General features: G+C 46.4%; 22 protein-coding genes. All 22 read left to right on the top strand.

Annotation, left to right across the window (positions count from 1 at the left end; translation table 11 throughout):
• Entirely contained in the window at nucleotides 1–462 is a 462-nt protein-coding gene (locus tag ACQ4M5_RS07110) for a hypothetical protein (protein ID WP_430674884.1), read from the top strand.
• 4 nt (nucleotides 463–466) lie between these two features.
• A complete protein-coding gene (locus tag ACQ4M5_RS07105) occupies nucleotides 467–1,075 on the top strand; it encodes a GIY-YIG nuclease family protein (RefSeq protein ID WP_430674883.1) in 609 nt (202 codons plus the stop codon).
• A gap of 70 nt (nucleotides 1,076–1,145) precedes the next feature.
• On the top strand, nucleotides 1,146–1,505 hold the full coding sequence (locus ACQ4M5_RS07100) for a hypothetical protein (protein ID WP_430674882.1): 360 nt from the start codon (nucleotides 1,146–1,148) through the stop codon (nucleotides 1,503–1,505).
• A gap of 10 nt (nucleotides 1,506–1,515) precedes the next feature.
• Nucleotides 1,516–3,279 carry a hypothetical protein gene (locus ACQ4M5_RS07095; protein WP_430674881.1) on the top strand — a complete coding sequence of 588 codons (1,764 nt, stop codon included), beginning with the start codon at nucleotides 1,516–1,518 and terminating at the stop codon, nucleotides 3,277–3,279.
• Between the two features lie 66 nt (nucleotides 3,280–3,345).
• A complete protein-coding gene (locus tag ACQ4M5_RS07090) occupies nucleotides 3,346–3,624 on the top strand; it encodes a hypothetical protein (RefSeq protein WP_430674880.1) in 279 nt (92 codons plus the stop codon).
• Between the two features lie 91 nt (nucleotides 3,625–3,715).
• A complete protein-coding gene (locus ACQ4M5_RS07085) occupies nucleotides 3,716–4,102 on the top strand; it encodes a hypothetical protein (RefSeq protein ID WP_430674879.1) in 387 nt (128 codons plus the stop codon).
• Nucleotides 4,103–4,134: 32 nt separating this feature from the next.
• The gene (locus ACQ4M5_RS07080) at nucleotides 4,135–5,346 is read left to right on the top strand and encodes a hypothetical protein (RefSeq protein ID WP_430674878.1); all 1,212 of its coding nucleotides are present in this window, start codon (nucleotides 4,135–4,137) and stop codon (nucleotides 5,344–5,346) included.
• Nucleotides 5,347–5,430: 84 nt separating this feature from the next.
• Nucleotides 5,431–5,667 (top strand): hypothetical protein, encoded by a 237-nt coding sequence (locus tag ACQ4M5_RS07075; RefSeq protein ID WP_430674877.1) that lies wholly within the window; start codon nucleotides 5,431–5,433, stop codon nucleotides 5,665–5,667.
• Between the two features lie 32 nt (nucleotides 5,668–5,699).
• Nucleotides 5,700–6,029 carry a hypothetical protein gene (locus tag ACQ4M5_RS07070; RefSeq protein WP_430674876.1) on the top strand — a complete coding sequence of 110 codons (330 nt, stop codon included), beginning with the start codon at nucleotides 5,700–5,702 and terminating at the stop codon, nucleotides 6,027–6,029.
• 37 nt (nucleotides 6,030–6,066) lie between these two features.
• A complete protein-coding gene (locus tag ACQ4M5_RS07065) occupies nucleotides 6,067–6,537 on the top strand; it encodes a hypothetical protein (protein ID WP_430674875.1) in 471 nt (156 codons plus the stop codon).
• A gap of 39 nt (nucleotides 6,538–6,576) precedes the next feature.
• Nucleotides 6,577–6,891, top strand: a complete 315-nt coding sequence (locus tag ACQ4M5_RS07060) for a hypothetical protein (protein ID WP_430674874.1) — start codon at nucleotides 6,577–6,579, stop codon at nucleotides 6,889–6,891.
• Between the two features lie 90 nt (nucleotides 6,892–6,981).
• On the top strand, nucleotides 6,982–7,512 hold the full coding sequence (locus tag ACQ4M5_RS07055) for a hypothetical protein (RefSeq protein WP_430674873.1): 531 nt from the start codon (nucleotides 6,982–6,984) through the stop codon (nucleotides 7,510–7,512).
• Between the two features lie 6 nt (nucleotides 7,513–7,518).
• The gene (locus ACQ4M5_RS07050) at nucleotides 7,519–8,346 is read left to right on the top strand and encodes a pentapeptide repeat-containing protein (protein ID WP_430674872.1); all 828 of its coding nucleotides are present in this window, start codon (nucleotides 7,519–7,521) and stop codon (nucleotides 8,344–8,346) included.
• Nucleotides 8,347–8,574: 228 nt separating this feature from the next.
• Nucleotides 8,575–9,072 (top strand): hypothetical protein, encoded by a 498-nt coding sequence (locus tag ACQ4M5_RS07045; RefSeq protein WP_430674871.1) that lies wholly within the window; start codon nucleotides 8,575–8,577, stop codon nucleotides 9,070–9,072.
• Nucleotides 9,073–9,609: 537 nt separating this feature from the next.
• Nucleotides 9,610–10,218 carry a hypothetical protein gene (locus ACQ4M5_RS07040; protein WP_430674870.1) on the top strand — a complete coding sequence of 203 codons (609 nt, stop codon included), beginning with the start codon at nucleotides 9,610–9,612 and terminating at the stop codon, nucleotides 10,216–10,218.
• A 315-nt stretch (nucleotides 10,219–10,533) separates the two neighbouring features.
• On the top strand, nucleotides 10,534–10,875 hold the full coding sequence (locus ACQ4M5_RS07035) for a hypothetical protein (RefSeq protein WP_430674869.1): 342 nt from the start codon (nucleotides 10,534–10,536) through the stop codon (nucleotides 10,873–10,875).
• Nucleotides 10,872–13,784: a hypothetical protein gene (locus tag ACQ4M5_RS07030; protein ID WP_430674868.1), complete on the top strand. Its 2,913-nt coding sequence runs from the start codon at nucleotides 10,872–10,874 to the stop codon at nucleotides 13,782–13,784. The genes ACQ4M5_RS07035 and ACQ4M5_RS07030 overlap by 4 nt, the downstream gene beginning before the upstream one ends.
• Nucleotides 13,781–14,893, top strand: a complete 1,113-nt coding sequence (locus ACQ4M5_RS07025) for a hypothetical protein (RefSeq protein ID WP_430674867.1) — start codon at nucleotides 13,781–13,783, stop codon at nucleotides 14,891–14,893. Before ACQ4M5_RS07030 ends, ACQ4M5_RS07025 begins: the two co-directional genes overlap by 4 nt.
• A 12-nt stretch (nucleotides 14,894–14,905) precedes the next feature.
• The gene (locus ACQ4M5_RS07020; protein ID WP_017291935.1) at nucleotides 14,906–15,979 is read left to right on the top strand and encodes a hypothetical protein; all 1,074 of its coding nucleotides are present in this window, start codon (nucleotides 14,906–14,908) and stop codon (nucleotides 15,977–15,979) included.
• Between the two features lie 14 nt (nucleotides 15,980–15,993).
• Entirely contained in the window at nucleotides 15,994–16,761 is a 768-nt protein-coding gene (locus ACQ4M5_RS07015) for a hypothetical protein (protein WP_017291934.1), read from the top strand.
• Nucleotides 16,762–16,769: 8 nt separating this feature from the next.
• Complete coding sequence (locus tag ACQ4M5_RS07010) at nucleotides 16,770–18,302, top strand: TrbI/VirB10 family protein (protein WP_430674866.1); 1,533 nt, start codon at nucleotides 16,770–16,772, stop codon at nucleotides 18,300–18,302.
• Nucleotides 18,303–18,311: 9 nt separating this feature from the next.
• Entirely contained in the window at nucleotides 18,312–19,073 is a 762-nt protein-coding gene (locus ACQ4M5_RS07005) for a hypothetical protein (RefSeq protein WP_430674865.1), read from the top strand.
• Nucleotides 19,074–19,079 lie beyond the last annotated feature (6 nt).

Here is a 19,079-nt window from a genome sequence, read left to right as displayed (position 1 = left end):
ATGGCGATCGTTCAATTTCTTGAGCATGGCTTGACCGCGCGTGGATTGGGGCAAAGTGCAGCAGGCAGGGCGCGTGGATTTAACATTAACGCTGATACGATGCACTCGTATTGGCAAACCAGACTCAACACGATAGTTCACGACCACAACCGAAATCCCACTGAGCAAACAGTTGAGGAAATGGCTCAACTCGCAGGGGAGGCAAAAACAACCGCAACCTCCTTTAGGGATTACATGAACTATAAGGCGGAATTGCTGAGGCACACTACGTCGATGGTTCAAACCGAGCTGCGCTTTTACGGAACTGCGGCTCAGCAATCTGCTCAACTTGCCAAAGCCCAAGATCAGATGGTACAGCAAATGGGGCAAGCTGCTTATACCGCCAATATATCTGGGAAGTACACCCAGGGCATCATAAACGGCTATCAGAGCGGAATGAGCGTTGCAAATTCAGTCTTGTAGGGCAATGCGAAAGAGTCCCTTCTCACTCCGATTCGACCAACAGCGCGATCGCGTTTATCTGCTCGCTGAATTAGAAAATGGCAGCCCGACTGGACTGTATAAAATCGGCAAAACGCGATCGACTACGGCTTCGCGCAAACGGCAGTATCAAGCAGGCAATCCGCGCCAAGTGATTATCGCTCACGAGGCGTTTGTATTGCCTAATAGCGCCCAAGCGATTGAAACCGCATTGCAGCATCAATGGGCGCAATATCACGAAAACAACGGTGGCGGTGATGAATGGTACCGTTTTCCCGCTGAAGTTATTCCCGATGTGATTGCATCGTTCGATCAATATCACATTGACATTCATTCATCGACGACCCCCGCAATCAATGCTACATCCCGCTTTCCTTTGCCTCCAGCCCAACCTTCTCGCCCCGTTGCTCAAACAACCTTACAGCCACACAAACTACCGTTGATTCAGGCTGTTCCACCAACGACTTCGACACTGCCAGTTTACCTACTCCAGATCGAGCCGCTTCGCTACACCAAACCTCAGCGAAACGCCACCCTGGTTCGATTGCTTCTGATTCTCTCGATCGTCCTTCTAACACTGGTATTCCTGCTATAGTACGAAATAGTGTTGCATTTTGTAATTACATTTGTATATACTAATAGTCAATCAAGACCTAACTAAGCTAATGCTGCAAGAATTTTTAGATGCAATGTCTGGCAAGTCCCAGCAGCCAGCAGTCGATCCGAAGGATATGTTGATCGACAAGGAGAGATTAGGAGACCGCCCGTATCTCCCCGTTTTCTATGGTGCGATCGTCGTTGGAGTATTTTCCCTTGTCGTGACCCTGACCAGTGTGTATGAAATCGCGCACTGGTTAATTGCGCTGATCTTCGTCGCGCTAATCATGCTGCTAATCACCGACATCATGATGGATTATCGCAAACACAACCACATGACGCGAGCGCGGCTGGCAACGGTTGTAATTTTCTACAGTGCGATTGCGTTGGTAATTGGTTTTCTAATTGCGCTCATTAGTGTGATCTAAAGGAGTCGCCATGTACAGAATTGACTTAAGAACACAACCATCTCCTCAAGCATCGTCACGTCGCTCTAGGGTTCGCCGACATCTACATGCTATTTATTTTGCGATCGCCTTTATCGCGTTCTTCATTCCGCTACTCACCAATCCACTGTTAAAAGAAGAAGACCCAGAGCTTCAAACACGAGTGAAGCTTTTGTCGTATTTAACAATGACGATCGCAGGAATACTCGGCGTTGCAAACGAACTGAGTACGGCAACGCTACGTGAACGGCGATTGTCTGACAGTGATATGAATGCCGATTTTTACTTAGAGCGGCAACAGCGCAAGCTGAGATTTTCTGGAGATTCTCACAAGCTAACGATTCAGCAAGATTTAAGGACACTAGGAACAGCACAATCTGGAGGAGTGCTAGGAGCAACATATATCCCTGGTCAGTTTCAAGGCGCAGTTGGATTTCCGGCAGTAACAACAATCGATATCCAGCCCACAGCGCTACCGATATCTAATCAAGTGAAGACACTTGCAAATTCGTTTACGATTCCGACTGCTAATGATACGGCTGATCAGGACAATGAAGAAGTTGTTCGCGCATACAAGCACATTCATGATCGCAGCAAACGAACTTCGCTCAACACATTAATCTTTGGAAGTACCGGAGATTGCAAAACCACTGCGATGCACATGATGCTGCATAGCTGGCTGCAAGATGAGCCGCTATTAGTGCCAATGATTTGTGATCGTAAATTCTTTAGTTCTAGCGATCCCAATTGGAGATCGAACTGGTGTGGGCTTCCAGTTTATCGAGATATTGGAATTTTTACCTCATTCCGTGTCCCATTTCCATCGATTTACGCAGCTTTCAAACCAGATCTTGAAGAATGGCTTCATCCACTTTACAAGCTGGTGGAATTTCGCTGCGGCGGTGGCAAGCTTGAAGACGATCCGCTTTATGACCCGAACACTCGCACTCGCCGTCCAGTGATGGCGTTGATCGATGATGCAAGCTTGATCATGTCAAGTTATCCCAACGATAAGCGCACACGCACAATGGAGAAGCTCAAGGAGATTATGTCTTTGGGTCGGTCGGAAAAGATCGATATCTTTTTTATTGCTCACACGAACATTGATTCTGAGCTGCAAATTGGTTCACTTGCGTTAGAGATGATGGAACCGATCGTTGGTTCATCGTTTGTACAAAATACCAATCGGATGCAGTGGAACAAGCGACCCATCGAAGCTGAGGGAATTCAGCGAGCTGCGGAATCGCGTAAGAATAAAGCGCGTGGTTTTGCAACCAGTTGGGAAGAAGCACCGTATCTTCCTCCTGCAAACATCTCTGGAATGGAAGATTTCATCATTCCAGAGCTATCGATCGCATGGCACAAAACCGCGCCTCTCGGATTTGAAGTTCAGGAATACCATCAAAAGTGCTTCCTAGAGTACAGCTTTGACTTCACAAAGCGCGATGAGTTCGATCTAGCAACGATGCAGAAATTAACTAACGCTAGTGAGACAGTTCCAATGTCATCAGAAAATGCTACTCCGGAGCGTGATCCTTGGGAGAATGACACGATCAGTTCGCTGGTTGCTGTCCGCCAATGGTATCGCAGTCAAACTGAAGCTCCAACTGACGAAGCATTGCTCAACACAATGTCTCAGGTGTTCGAGCAATCGATCGCGCAAGTGCAGCCCTATCTCGCCACGATGAAAAGGCTAATCCATCTATCTGACTCAGAGTTTTCCCAAGCCGTTCAGTCTCCTGACAGTGCTTCATAGAGAGCAGGTTCACTTTAAGGAGTTTCACTATGACTGATATCACTAATCAAATCAATAGGAGTTGAGATGAATACTTTACATTGGGTTGTTGTTCAGGTTGCCTGTGAAGCTAAAGAAGAAGCAAGACGTTTCCTCATGCAGCTTATTCCAGAGATTGAAATTGAAGACGCTGAAGAAGCTGATTCTGCGGTGTTTGGAACCGCAATCGAGGTGCATCTAGACCTAAACGAAGAGCAACTGCAAAAACTCTGCGATCGCCCGAATGATATTGAGTACGATTACCAGCCTATTGACTGGGAAGAAAACAATCCTTATGCAAGCCAACTACAAGCCTTGCTTTACTAACCTGACAGCGAGAGAACGGACAAGAAAGGGTTCAACTAGAGAATGACACAACCGGTTCTGTCCAGCGAAATTTGCAGAATTACGAGGTTTTATGTTCAATTCGATCAATCCCAATAGCTCTAGCGATCAATCTGCTGCTTTTGCTGATTTTCTTGCAGTTCGCCAGGAGATGTTCAATCTGCTCAATGAGTCAATGCGACAAGAACTGAAGATTGTGATCGAAAGCAACAATCTTACTGATGCAGCAATCATTGACGCAATGAGTATTGATGATCTGAAGATTCTACTAACAGTGCGATCCTGGTATCTCCGTCAACCTGTATGTCCAGGTGAGGCTGCGCTGCTTGATGCGATCGTCCAGCTTTTTGAGCGCTCCGTTGATCAAGTATGCGGCTATCTAGAAATTGCTAAAACGCTGGTGAGGTTGAGCGATGTTGACTTGCTCTGCTTGTCGGTTTTCACCAACAGTACTCTTTGATAACGAACTGTAAATACTCGGAGGTTTTTATTATGGCTCGCGCGATTCCTTCTAACGTCTCGGCTTCAGCTTTAAGCATTGATCAAGTTAATGCTCTCTACGATGCCATTGCTGCATCAAGCACAATCCTGCTTGCCCCAATGGGATGTGGAAAAACAACATCGCTCCATTACCTGCTGCATCGCTGGTTGCTGCGGGTTCCCACTTTGATTCCGTATGTCTATGACCCCTATCTTTTTAGTGCATCCGTGCCAAGACGGGCATCCTGGTGTGGCTTACCTGTGTTTTATGATTCAACAGCGCTGACCGCTCAAGAATATCCCTGTCCTTCAGTGTTATCTGCCTACAGATCAGATTTAGATGCGTGGCTTGATCCGGTATACCGACTGCTCCAATTCCGTCAGGGTAGCAAACTCGAAGATGACCCGCTGTATGATGTATCGACTCATGCCCGTCGTCCGGTTGCTGTTGTCGTTGACGTTTACTTGCCGATTCTACAGGCTCGATTCGCATCTTATTCGTCTACGATCGACAAACTGAAAACCCTCATAGTTCGAGGGCACAGTCAGAATATATTTGTTTATCTTGTGGCTAACGTAGCGTCCAAGTCCGAAATGGCTCTATTTGGATTGCAGCAGTTGAATATCGCAATCCGCCAATCTGATAAACCTAACTCCTACCCACCAATTGCTTCTCACAAAGGTTCAGTCAGTTTTCTTCCGCCTGCTCCGATTTCAACTTTAGAAGAGTTGCATCTGCCAGAATTGTCGATCGCGTGGCATCAAGCCGCAACACCAGCGCTTGATGCTCAGCGTTTCAATTCAATGAAGGCTTTAGAAGAATTTCAATCATTGCGTCAAGAAATTCCCGGTTATGTCAGCGACATGATTCAAGGACAAAAGCAAGCTGAAGCAATCATTTCTCATATTGAGAACGATCGTTCCGTAGGAGTGATCGAATCAGTTACCGCTTATCGCGACCCTGAAGCAGAAGTAGAACTGGCGCTCGTCGAACACTCAACGAGCGGCTATTGCTATGTGGCAAGTGTGAAATTTTGGGAAACCCTGATGAACCTCAAGTTTCCGGTTTGCGCGTCTGGTTACGCAAAACTTGAAAAAGCATTAAATGTCTACAGAGATGTTAAGGGTTTCAATGATGCAAGCGCTGAGCAAACAAGACGAATGCTGGTCAACAGGTTTCTTGAATGTTTCAATCAGTTGTCCGAAACACAATCCTTGATCTAGTTGAGATTTGCTGACAAAAGATCGAACTAAGTTTGGAATCTCTTTCTGAGATAAAGTCAATCTGATATTCGTTGGAGAAACACAATGACAGCCGAACAAATTGCTACCGAAAAACCAGAATATAGTTTTGACCAAGCCTTGGCAGTCCTTAAAGCAGCTTGTGCAGCAAAAGAATACAATCCTGGCTGGATCGCCAATACGCTCCTTGAAATCTATGACGAGGCAGATCTGACGATCGAGCAGTGGCTGGCAATAGCTGATGCTACGAGCAAGCCGAAAGCGTGGGCGTACAGTCGTGCTGAGGAAAACGGATCGCTTTGATTGCAACAGGCAAAAACTTTACTAACTTGCAGATGATGTACAACCAAACGATCAATCAAGGTTCCGATAACGATTTAACAGTTAGTCTAGATGAAAGTGGGTTGACCCTAGAGGACAGCTTCGGCATGATTACATTTCAAATCGGCGACCTTCCTACTGTATTTGAAACGATCGAGGAATTTCAGGTTGCAGATTTCGATGTAGACTCTTTCTCTAAAACGCTGTCACTCAGTAGTGGCGAGTTCATGTTCGATCGGCGCGGAACTTCTGCTTTTGTGATTCAAAATAATTCATCATTTGAGTGCGTTCTCATTGATAGGCAGAAGCTTGACTGGGTAGGAGACATTCGTAATCTACTGTAAGCGTTTCTCGACAAAGAATCTTCGCAAAGAGGGGTATATGACAGTTAAGGTGCCTGAATTCAATGTTGAGCCAAAGGAGTCAGAACTTTTTGGAGGCTACACTTTCTATGAAGCACGCCTTTCAAGCGAACCGGAACAAGCGTTTCTGGGACAGACTGAAGATGATGCAATTGCAAGACTCAAACAATCCTGCCCATTCAAGTTCTCGCAATACGATCAAGTCGGGTTAGAGCCAATCTCTGAGCATTTCTTTTCCAGCCCTGACTCATTAAGTGAAATCTTGCTTTCGCAGGAAGAGCTTGGAGATCGCTTTGATATAGAGACCCCTTCTGGTTTGCTGCAACGATCAATGGCAGACGGTGGTGTTGAGGTACTCTGGGACGCGATCGCTCACTTTATCCCGATCGACAGCGATGGTGGATCGATTCGCTCTTGCTTTCTTGATTCCCGTCGCTATGCTGAGTTTTCTTTGGGCGATTCAGGGTCTTATCTACTTCGGTTTTATTAATCTCGACAGTTCATACACTTCATTGTTACTAGGAGTATTATGTTTCAACAAACGATCGAGCAAGGATACGCGGATGAATTGACCGTAAATCTGCAAGACAGCGGGTTACTTCTAGATCATCCACTTGGCAACATTTTGATTGAAATTGGCGATTTGCCACTATTTTTTGTTACCGTCGAGCGACTTCAATCTGGTGAGTCCAACGAGGAAGTTTTAGAATTGAATAATGGCTTATTCACGTTCCAAGACCAAGGGGAACAGTCCTTTTCGATTTTGCATGAGACTGGCGATCGTGTTGTCATATCAACCGAGACGATTGATCAATGGATGCCAGAAATTCGCAATCAACTTTGATTCGCCTTCAACCCTTTTGAGTGGGATTCCGTTGACCTAAGCCGGAAGGTCGCCCTTCCGACTTAGCTTCAAAAACTCAAATTAATCTAAATGCAGCCTGCAACTGTGCGACAATCCTCAACAGACTACGTTGAGGAACGATCTCGCGTCGAGGATGAGATGGCTGCTAAAAAATCGAGAGGCAATGTTTGGATCTTTATTTTTGGCGGAATTATCCTTCTAACGCTCTTCTCAGGATTTATTGTTGCGGGAGTACAGGCAATACAAAGTTTTTTGGTGCTCCAGCAATCTTCTGCGAACGTGAAAGACAAATTTAGTGCTTCTCTAGAAATTTCTAAAGCGACCGTCGCGACCCTTGGAACCTACGCAACGATCATGGGCGGGGTTGTTTTGTTTCTCAACTTTAAGGTTGCCGCTCAAGGCGCAGAAACCGCCAAGGCGCAGCTTAAACAACATAGCGAAGCACGATTTCTTCAAGAAACAGAGCTTGCTCAATCCCGGTTAATCTCAGATCGCTTCTCTCATGCTCTTGAACTGTTTGGTAGTCATCAGCAAGGGCTTCGGATGGGGGGAATTTATCTACTGGAGCAAATCGCTAAAGAATCTCTATTCTACCACTAGACGATTATGGAGCTTTTGACAGCCCGTTTACGCGAAGCTTCTCTGAAGCCAGCAAAAACGCAGCAGGAACGAGTGCAAAGCCGCGATCGCATATTTGATACAGAATTTGAAGCGATTCTAACCGTGATTGGCAGGCGCAACGTTGAGCAAGATCAAGGTCAGCGGCTGAATTTAAAAAGAGTTGATTTGCGCTCACTGTACATTCCACCGGAAAGCAACTTTGCAAATGCGGATTTAAGCGAAGCGAATTTTCAAAATGCAATCTTAGCAAAGGTAGATTTTGCAAATGCGATTTTGCGAGATGCAGATTTGGAGCAAGCAAATTTAGTCGCTGCGAATTTGACTAAAGCGAATCTAACTGATGCAAATCTTGAAGGCACTCAGTTGATGCAGGCAATTTTAGAGAACGCAACGCTCGAACGATCGTTCTTCTATTATGCAAATCTTCGAGGAGCGATTCTCAAAGCGGCGAAGCTACAAGAGACCTACTTGCGAGGAGCAAACTTGCAGAATGTGGATTTAACAGACGCATCGCTCAAGAACGCTGCGTTTTATGATCTTTGCCCCTTATGGTACACGAGACACTGGACAGATGAAGATTTTGACGAATGGAGGGAAGTGAATGACGAAATCTACCCTTATCACGAAGATGGCGCTCCTTACTACAAACCAGATTTCAGAGGAGCCAAGAACTTGACGATCGCTCAACTAAACACCGTTCAAGATCGAGAAAACGCAATCAACGCAATCTACGATCCGCAGCTTCGGCAGGCGTTAGGACTGCCCGATCCTGATCCTAAAGAGCTAAGGGAGTCGGAGCGCACGCCGCAGTAAGCCTAAATTTCATCAAAGATAAAATCATCGTAAATTTGTACAAATTCACAATCGCCGCTGAAGGTTGTAACATAACAGGGGTTAATGTGTATAAGCGGGTAAATATCGATCGCCTTCAAAATATCGTGTATGCTTTACACAAGCTGTAAATACTTTTGTATTGCAAAATGTATTCTCAGTGTGTTTTGAGCAATACAACGCCCACGGTGACTTGGAGATCGACCTTATATGCCGACTGATACGCAATCTGTTCTCAATATCGACATGCCTAGAAAAGCCAGGAAGGAAGTTCAGAACGATAGCAATGAAGCCCAGGCTTCTTCAGCATCTTCAGCGAAAAAATCTGTCTCGGCGGGTGAAGCCAGCCGCGCAAAAAGTGCTGTAAAAGAAAAAACACAATCAAATTCGCCGCGATCAGCGCAGTTCTCGATTAGCAGTTTCGATCAAACCTTGCTTAAGGTTCTCGCCACGATTGGTGGAACTGCGGTTTCTGCAATGATTCGGGACATTCTCAGTCCATATCTTGAGTTTGCTAAACAAACGCTTAAAGAACAAGGCTGCATTAATGACATCGGACTTTTCTCTATGACACCTGAAGAAATCACCAAGCGCTTTGAAGCGGAAGTTACCGAAGATCCAGAGAAGTATTTGCGTTTGTTGTATGCCTACGGCGAGAAGCACAAACTTGATATTGAATCCTGGGTTAAACCAGAGAAACTGATGTAGCTCATCTTGCACAATCACTTTGTTTATTAACTGCCTTTGATCCTCATCAGAGGCAGTTTTTAATTAGATTTAGAAAAGATTTCAAACTGTGTTAAAAGCAGTTTTTAACAAGGATAAAATCACAAAAATCAAACTGCATTAATCTATATAAAATATTGAAGTTCATATAACTTTAAGCAGTATTTGTGCAGTTTAAGTTAAAACTCAAACTGCACAAATTACCGAATTCTAAATACTAGAAATTGCAATGTTTACAGGCTTTTATAAGTTTAGTGAATCAGGAAAAATACCATAACCGCTGATATTGGATATTGCGAATTTACTTGCTCAGTCCCTTCTATATATCGTAGGATGCAGTCATCTCGCAGGCACTCTTTAGTCATAGTTTCGCCTCAAGAAATCAACGAGATCGCTGTCCATTTGAAAGAAATAAATAGCCTGATTAACACGCTTTGATTGACCAGCAAATCGAGCTTGTTCAGAGCTTTTTTGCCTTTTTTTCTGTCAAAAAACTCCCTCCACTCACTTCTTTGACTTATGGGTATTGCTCTTTCCCGGTCGTCAGCTTTACAAAAGCTGAATTTGTGGTCGCAATTACAAGCACCGTTGCCAGCGACTAGCATCATCATTGGCGCTGTGCTATTGACACTCAATTTGTCAATGCACAAATTAATTTCAACTCCACTGTATTTGCTTTCAACGATTCCGTTTCTTTTTCCAGTTGCGATCGCAAATGCTTATGCTTACCTCGATCATTGCTATCAGCGAGCGCGGCTTGATCGCACCTTTAATCTGAGCTTCGCGACTATTTTTGGATTAATGATTGGAATTGGGATTGTTGCACTTTTGACTGTGCAAGCAGATTCCGCTAGTGCTCAGTTCTACGTCAATGCTGAGAAATGGATGACCGCAAATTTCAAAGGTCAAGGCGGACAAGATCTTACACCTGTCATTTCGCTCATCTTTAACTTTCTGCGTGCAATTCTATTGATCTATCTTGCGGTGTCTATTATTCGAGTCGTTCAAGCAAGGCAGCAAGAATCGGATTGGCAAGAGCTAGCGAAAACACCGATCGTCATTTTGGTTGTCTTGATTGTGGGTGATTTTATGGCTGGATTAATTATCGGGAACGCCGCAGGTGCGTAAGCATGAATCCACCTGAATTTCGCACCGTTAATCGGATTCTCGATTCTCGCCCCAGAGTAGGTCCAATTCCTGCCGATCTGATTATTCCTTGGTTTGCAATCGCAGTAGTGTTCTACACGGTGCTACAGGGACTCTTGCACGTTGGCTATCTCTGGACTGGGTTGAGCGTCGCCGGGGGTTGTGCAACTTGGTGGCTCCTGAATGGCTCTCGTCCCTATCAGTTCTTATCCAAGTTCATCCAAACACCGAACTGGACGCGCGGCTATATCCGTTATCAGTCGCTCGCAGCATACCGATCTTCTACCAGACAGCGATATGAAAAAACCAAATCATCTCCAAACAGCAGAAAGAAAAAGGGTAGAAAAACATCCAAACCCCGATAGTTCACAAGTGTCTCAAGCTGATGCGCTGAGCAGAATCGAGGCTGGACTGAAAAATCTGCCCGTAAGCGATCGCATCGCGTTCTACATGAGCCATTTTCTCTCAGAACCTAAATGCCAACCTTTTCTTGCTCAACGAAGCGAGGATAGCCAAAGCCTTGAACTGTTTGGCACAACTCGATCGGGTAAATCCCGACTCATTGCCAGCAAAGTTCAGTCATTCCTAGCTTCGAGCCGCAAGAAACCCAGTTTCACCTTCCTCAATCTTCAACCATGAAGCTAGAACGCAAATCACAACACACGATCTCATCGAGCGATCAAGGCAACGCCAAGTGTCGTGCGATCGAGAACGAATTCAAAGCAGAATGCTTGATTCGCTATCAGCTAAAAGACGGCTCCACGGCAAGCTGCATTATGCTGCAATCCGGTAAAAAAGGTGCTGAAAGCTTGCAATTCATCTTCGGCTGGACATGTAAAGGCTTGCATACCTCGCTTACACCACGTCAAGAAGAAGATGCGTTCGATGCGATCGAGGCTGGACTGAAAGACCTTCCCGAAGGAGAACGTATCACCTTTCACATGGGCAGTTTTGCATCAGATGCTCAACGTCAATTGCAGCTTGATCAACTGATCGAATTAGCACCTACCCCGCAACTTAAGTTCTTGATCATGTCAGAAAAGCTGCGGATAAAGGATTTAACTTGGAAAGTTGATCACAATGGCGTTCGTCACCCAAAAGGGCTGCGAAAACCAAAGTTCTTAAGGGTCTACGCAACCTACACGATTTCATCAGAAACCGTAAAAGGCACTGATATCTGGGAAAAAATACTGCTTAAGCTTGAGAGCTTATTTCACAAATTCACTGGATTTGATACCCAAGCGGTGCAGCAAAGCTATGAAATTGCGTTTGAAAAAGCCTTTACCGATGGCTATCTCAACTACCAGCAGCTTCTCGATACTAAGATGCATCTTGAGACCTACCCAATGGATGTCGTCGATCTCTGGGTTTCGCAGTGGCAAATTTTCAATAAGACTGAGGCTCCACCTGTTCCCCAAATTCTGCACGTTACAGAAACAGGAATTCGTGAGGAAATCAATAGCGATGTTCACTTCACAACATTGCTACTGCACTCAGGTAGCCCCAAAGACGATCGAGCTTGGGTTCATATCAATGGCAACTACGTTGCTCCGCTCGTATTTCTCGATAAGCCAGGGGGATGGAGCACTAAATTTAACCAACTTTCTTACCTATGGCAAACACTCTCGCGTGAGCCTGTTGTCGATACAGAAGTCTTCTGTCAAATCTCTAAAGCAAACCAAGGCATTGTCAAAGACAATATGCGTCGAGTGATGAAGCAAAGCTTGCTCGACCAAAGCACATCGATTCGCAAAAACACGATCGACGTTGCCGCATCTTTAAGACAAACCAAAACCGTAAAAGCGCAGGAAGCTTTGTATGAAGGCGGTGTTGTTCTACAAACGGCAACCGTATTCTTGGTGCATCGCCCGACCGTTCATAAGCTCGATGAAGCGTGTCGCTATCTGAAAAGCTGCTTCTTGCGTCCAGCTTGGGTTGATCGCGAACGTGAATATGCTTGGAAAATTTGGCTGCAAACGCTCCTCATTACTTGGGATGGACTCTTAATTAAACCGTTTGATCGTCGGCTTGGCTATCTCACGAGCGAAGCTCCAGGCATGATGCCTGTCGTGACTCCGCGTGAAATTGATCGATCTGGATTCGAGCTAGTTACTGAAGAAGGTGGCGTACCACTGTACCTCAATTTCTACACTCAGTCACAGCCGCGAAATTTTGCTTTGTTCGGAACAACGCGATCGGGAAAATCGGTTCTGACTTCTGGAATTTTATCTCAAGCACTCGCTTATAAAATTCCAGTGATCATCATGGACTTTCCACCGTCTGAAGCTGCTTCAACGTTTCGGGACTGGTGCCGTTACCTCGGTGGAAGCTACTTCGACATCAGTAAAGAAGCCAATAATCTATTCGAGATTCCGGATCTATCTGGCTTTAACGACGAGGAATACGCTGAACGAATGCCGCAGTACATCGACTTTTTGCAAACTGCGGTGATGACTTTGGTGTTCGGTGGCAAAGAGCCAACGACTTCTGACGATCGCAACTTCCGCCAAAGCATTCGAGCGATCGTTGGTCCAGCCATTTCTCGATTCTTTGATGATTCAGACATTAAAGCGCGATACGCAGAGGCACATCGAGCCGGACTCAACACCGAAGCATGGCTAAATATGCCCACGCTGAGAGATTTCTTCGAGTTCTTCAAAGCACATAGCACTGATGGACTCTCCGAGTCAACGCGGCAAGACGATACGACAAAGAAAGCTGTGAGCCAAATCGAGCGGCAGCTTGTCCTCTGGATTGATTCAACGACGGTTGGACGAGCGATCGCTCGTCCCTCAACTTTCCGAACCGATAATCCATTGTTGGTATTCGCACTGCAAGGACTATCCGATTCTGAAGATGCAGCCGTTTTAGCATTGTCTGCTTACGCAGCAGCCTTACGGCGTACATTGTCTCATCGCCGCAGTATCTTCTTCATTGATGAATTCTCAGTTCTGATGGAATGGGAAGAAATTGCCAATTTAATTGCGCGTCTGTGTGCAAACGGAGGAAAAGCAGGGATTGAAACTGGGCTTGCGGCTCAAGACCCGAACACACTCCTGAATTCGCCCGAAGCAGGACCAAAAATTATTCAAAACATTAGTACACGGCTTATTGGACGCATTCAGCCCGTTGCGATTAGCAGCTTCTGCAAATTCTTCGGATACCCGCTCGAACTGATTTCCGTCAACGCGGGTGAGCGCTTCTATCCCCAAGCGTCGGAGATGTATTCGCAGTGGCTCCTCGACGAAGGAGGTCGTCCAACCTTTGTGCGTTACTACGGTTCACCAATCTTAGTTGGGGTCGTCGCAAACAATCCGGATCAAACCGAATGTCGTCAAGCGTTTCTACAAGCTTATCCAAATCCTTACCAAGCGCTAGCCGCTTGGTCGAAAGAGTTTATTGCAGCAACTAAGAATCAGCGCCCCTACCGTAAACCGGAGTTGGCACCTACACCAGTTGAGACAGAGCCATTACTGAATACGCTGCCTTCAGACAGCAGTGTGCAATCAAACGGAACGAAGCACTTACTTACAGGGAGGATTTTATGACACGAACTGTTCGACCCTCACGCAAACCATGTTTTGATCGGCGATCGATGATCATCGGCAGCACCGTGATTGCAGTACTGCTACCTTCGATCGCGCTAGCGGACGTATTTCTACCGAATGATGGCATTCTCAATCAAGCAGTTCAGGATGTCCTTGGCAAAGCCCAAAACCCGATCGGTGATATAAGTTCTACAATTTCATCGATTCAAGATCCAATCAACGGTGTGAGAACTCAGGTTGACGGCTTAATTGGTCAAATTCAAGCCTACATTCAGCAGTTTACGAAGATTCTGCCAACGCAAGCCGTTCTGCAAAGTCAAGTCGGCGAATACCTAAAGCACATCGAAACTGCAATTCAAAGAAATCAGGGCAGTTTAGGACTGCCCGATCCTAGTGCCACCCGCTCAGATGTTCTAAACACATCGCCACAAACGACAAACATTGATGGCTTATATCCAGCAATTCTCGAAGATGGACAAATAACCTTACGAGCAACGAATCAGTTTAATCAAACGATTCTTGGCAGCGATGCTCAAAGACTGCATACTCAGGCGATGACATCGATCGCGCAGTCTGCCGCAGATGTCGGCATGATTAGTAAAAACTCCCTCCAAATTGCTCAATCTGTTGGACAGATTGCTCAAGGAACTCAGCAATTTGCTCAAAGCTCTGGGCAGATTGCTCAAACATCCATGACTCAAGCAGGCACCGTCAACACACTTGCAGCGAGGGCAAAAGCAGCGATATCAACCCAGGATGCAATCAAATTTCAGGCTGAGCAGAACGGGCAAATTGCCAACATTTTATCTGGGGTTTCGACGCAGCTCGCAGGTCACTCTAGCGGACTATCAAGCGTTGCAACTGAACTCTCTGGCATCTCTAATCAGCATGGACAAGCTTCTGCTCAGCTTGAAAAGATTGCAGCAATTCAAGGGGATCAAGCTGTGTCATTGCGATCGATCCAGGTCGGAACTGCTGTATCAATCGCAAATTTGAGTGATATCAGCCAAGGAATGCAAGGTGATCGTCAGCGGGCAGAAATTGCACGTCATGATGAAACTGCCAGTTTGACTGAAGCAAATAACAATGGATTCAGAATGCTCCGTTGAGCTAAGAAACTTATGCAACTTCTAGGACAAATTGTAGATCCCGATACAAGCCTGAATATCAACGAAACGTTGTCCAGAGCCACGGCTGCTGTCTGGGATTCAAGCTGGCAATCTGCACTCAACGGACCACTTTATACTACGCTCACTCGACTTGGATTAACGCTTGCTGTGTTGTGCGGTGCGGTCTTCTTGCTACAATTTACCAAGAATATGCTCGAAGACGAAACAAATCGCCCACTCAGCGAACTATTCTGGATTGTTGTTGTGTTTGTACTGTTGTTCAACAATGGTGCTGCACTTGCTGGAGTCACAACGTTGATGCGCTCAATGGTCAACACGACCAACGAACAGGTCATCGGTGTGATTTCTCAGGATATTCGTGTTGATAAAATACTGTCAGCAATGGCAAACTATGCGTCGGTGCGTGGACAAATTGCAGAACTGAGCCATCGTTGCGATAGCTTCACGACAAATGACAAGGTGCAGGAGTGTCTCAAAAAGGTTGAGCAAGACGCACAAACAGCACTCAACGCAGTTCCGGCTGATGAACGAGCTGGAGCATGGTATGAGCAACTGGTAAAATTTGCAGCCGCTGCGATTCAAAATCCATTGGGGACACTAGCAGATGCCGCGACGACCGCTGCCGCAACTGCACTTAAAGCAACGACTGCCCCATTACTGACACTCGTTCAGATCATCTTGATGGCATGTCAAGTTGCCTTTCAACACCTCATCGAAGCATCACTGCTGCTAACAGCCTTGCTTGGTCCAATCGCGGTTGCAACATCCCTACTGCCGATCGGCGCAAAACCCCTATATGCCTGGATAACAGCTTTCTGGAGCTTAGGCATCTGCAAATTGAGCCTCAACATCATCACAGGTCTCATCGCAGTTGCAACTTATAACACCGGACCAAAAGATTTGTTTCCTGCCTCGATCGCGCTCGGTATCTTTGCACCCGTTGCGGCACTAGCTTTATCAGCAGGTGGAGGAATGGCAATTTTTAATGGGATTGTTGCTGCCATTGGCACCACCACTACGATTATCGCAAGCGGGGCAGCCGCTTTTGTCGGGGGCGGCAAATAAAGAGGAGAAATTTAATGCAAACGATTCAAAAAATCCGGCGTGAAAGCCGCAAGACAGCAAATCCACTCAACACCTTTGGCATTTTCGTCTTGGTTACGGGTGCGCTGAGTGTAATTAACACACTTGTAACGTTGCTGTTAGTCGGAGCTTTCTTTTCACTGGCTCACAAAAAGCCACCAACGCTCGTTCAGCTTGTTAATGGTAAGGCAATCTCGGTGGCAGCAATGTCGTCGAGCAACGATCGCGCTCCTGCTGTGGTTCGGCAGTTTGTAATGGATTCGATGATGGCTTTACTCAGTGCTACTGGTAAGCTTCCGCTTGAACCAGGTGCAAAACTAGGCTCAGAAGCGAGCGATGCTGGAATTTCTATCCGTACCAAATCCGGAGATCGGCGAATTTCAACGCTCTCTTGGCAAAGTAGCTTTGCGCTATCTCAAGATTTTCGTCCTCAAGCGATCGCAAGCATTGCTGACTTAACTCCTCCCGGAGCCTTCAATGGACAGGCACAAATGACCTTGATTACTGACAAGCTATCTGATCCAGAAAAAATTGCCGATGGTCAGTGGAAGCTCATTTTAATTGCTAGGCTTGAAACTTTTTCAAGCAACCATCCGGAGGGTATCAGCGTTCCCTTTAATAAAGAAATTTTTGTACGAGCGATTGATACTCCAACTCCTGGAGATTTGACCTCAACGCTGCAAAGAGCAGTTTATCAAACTCGACAAGCTGGGCTGGAGATCTATGGAATGCGCGACTTTCAACCTGGAAATCTCAAACCGTAGGAGGCAAAATGACATCTGAACATCCTACAAGTACCATTGAGCCAAACGAAGCCCAGTTGTGGGAGTTTCTTGATTCCCAAACGCAACGCTCTGCGCCCACTGCTGAAGCTGCTTCAACCGACAAGGGCACTGATGAAGAATTTGACCCGGAGCTTGATCCGGATGTTGAAGAAGATCCGACTGAATACCAAACGCAGGTGTCCTGGGTCTCCAGTCCCTACTCACGACTGTTACTTGGTGGTGGACTGGTGTTTGCGGTGATCGGTTCACTTGGTGTATTCCTGTCAGGCGTAATGAATAGCGTGAATTCGGCAGCGCAACAGTCATCGCCGAAACCCGATGCTAAATTTGCGTCTCCAATGGTGCCAGGGAGTAACGGTGATGCAGTTGGGGACTATAAATCTGCACTTGCGTTTCAATCGCAGCAAGAAGAACTCAAGCGCCAAAAGACATCCGCGAAAGCACAACCCAAAGTAAAGCAACCCGCACAACTGCCGAGTTCAAAATCCAGTCCTGAACCGATCTCGCCTACGATCACAGAGCGGGGTACAAGCATTCCCACTCCTGTTAGAGTCGCAACATCTAGTTTACCGAGACCTGTCTCACTACCCTCCCCGGTTCTGTCGCAGCCGCCTTCGGTTGTCAGATCGATCCCGCCCGTTGCGCGGGCAACTAATCCAGACGAAGAGTGGGAGCGTCTTTCAGGTGCAGCAACGTTTGGCAGTGTTCCTACGGCATCAGCACAATCCCCGATCGCAAATGCTTCAGATACGGTATCTGACATCCCGACTGAAACAACTCCGCGCACAAGCTTAGACAAAACTTCCACAGGACAAGTTGATGCTACCGCGAATCCCACCACTCTTGCTGCTTATGTCGCTCAGTCAGGTACAGGCGCACGCAAGTTGCTTGTTGGAACCCACGGCGGAGCAACGCTGTTAACTCCAGTCGTTGCAACTGGCAGCGAAACTTCGGCGACAACTCCAAAATTTATCCTCAAGCTAAACGAAGCAATGCAAGACGCGAACGGACTCACAGTACTGCCGCAGGGCACTCAGATTGTCTGTACTGTACGATCCCTTGATGCTAGATCCGGACTGGCTGATCTAGTCGCCGATACTGTAATTATCAACAATCAGGAGTATTCGCCGCCGAGCGGAACCATCACGATTCGCGGCGGTGACGGCGGTGCAATTTTAGCTGATAAGCTGAATGATCCAAAACGTGAAATGGCAGCACGAGATCGCTCACTCATGCTATCCGGCGCGTTATCGAAAGTCGGCGAAATTTTAAACCGCTCGACTTCAGAGACTTCAATTTCGTCAATTAATGATGGCAGTGGTAGTTCAGCTACCTCGGTTACAAATTCGCGCCCGAATGTTGCTGGTGCGGTACTTCAAGGTGCGTTTTCTGCTTTGTCGCAAATCCAAACGGCGCGTAGCCAAAAAGTGGCTGAAGATCTCGCAGCGCGTCCAACGCTCTGGTATATCCCATCTGGAAAAGCGTTACAGGTTTATGTTAACCAAACGATCGAGTTCTAGGAGGCACACATGAATGTTCGCCTCGCTTGCTTACTGTCCACGATTTCACTTTGCATGACTGTTCTTCCGATTCGAGCTAGCACAATTCAATCGATCACCAGCCACGATGCTCAAGGCTTAAATGGCTTACCCGCGATCGAGCTACCGCTTGGTCATACTGTCAATTTAAGCTTTATTCCATCTGGTGAAATTGTGCGGCAAGTTCGTCTCGACGATCGCTCGAAGGTAGTTCTAGGCTTTGATTCTCCACTTTGCTCAATCACGGCGAATTCAGGGAGTGGATCAGGCTGTAGTTCCGGGGCAACAGTTATCTACCTCCGCCAGCTTCGGAATGCTCTTGCCTTTCCAAGAAACGCAAGAGCATCTTATCAGGCGGCAGGAATCCAAAATACAACGTTGATAGTGATTACGTCGCGCTCTAACGGCAGTAATCGAAAACTTTACGAGTTTGAACTGCGATTAGTCAAACAACCTAAAACCAATATTAGAACAATACAGATTGTGGCTGATAATGGTCAGGCTTCACAGTCAATTAGAACTCGCCCTAGTCAAAACCGAAAGAGTAATGTTGATCAGCAAAATATTCAAAAAGTTCGACAAGGGCTTGCGATCGCAGAAGCGAAGTCTTTGATCGCACCAAACAGTCTGGTTCGTGACAGCTTGAAAAAGTTTTTTTCACTTGTTGAGTCTGGGCGATCGTTTGATGATGCCGTATCTAGTTCTGGCGTTCCGACTGAATTTATTGATTGGCTCATAACGCTTGCTTTATAAGCTCCC

Source organism: Leptolyngbya sp. AN10 (genome assembly GCF_050565645.1).
Lineage (GTDB): Bacteria > Cyanobacteriota > Cyanobacteriia > Leptolyngbyales > Leptolyngbyaceae > Leptolyngbya.
This window is presented reverse-complemented; position numbering and strand designations above follow the sequence as displayed.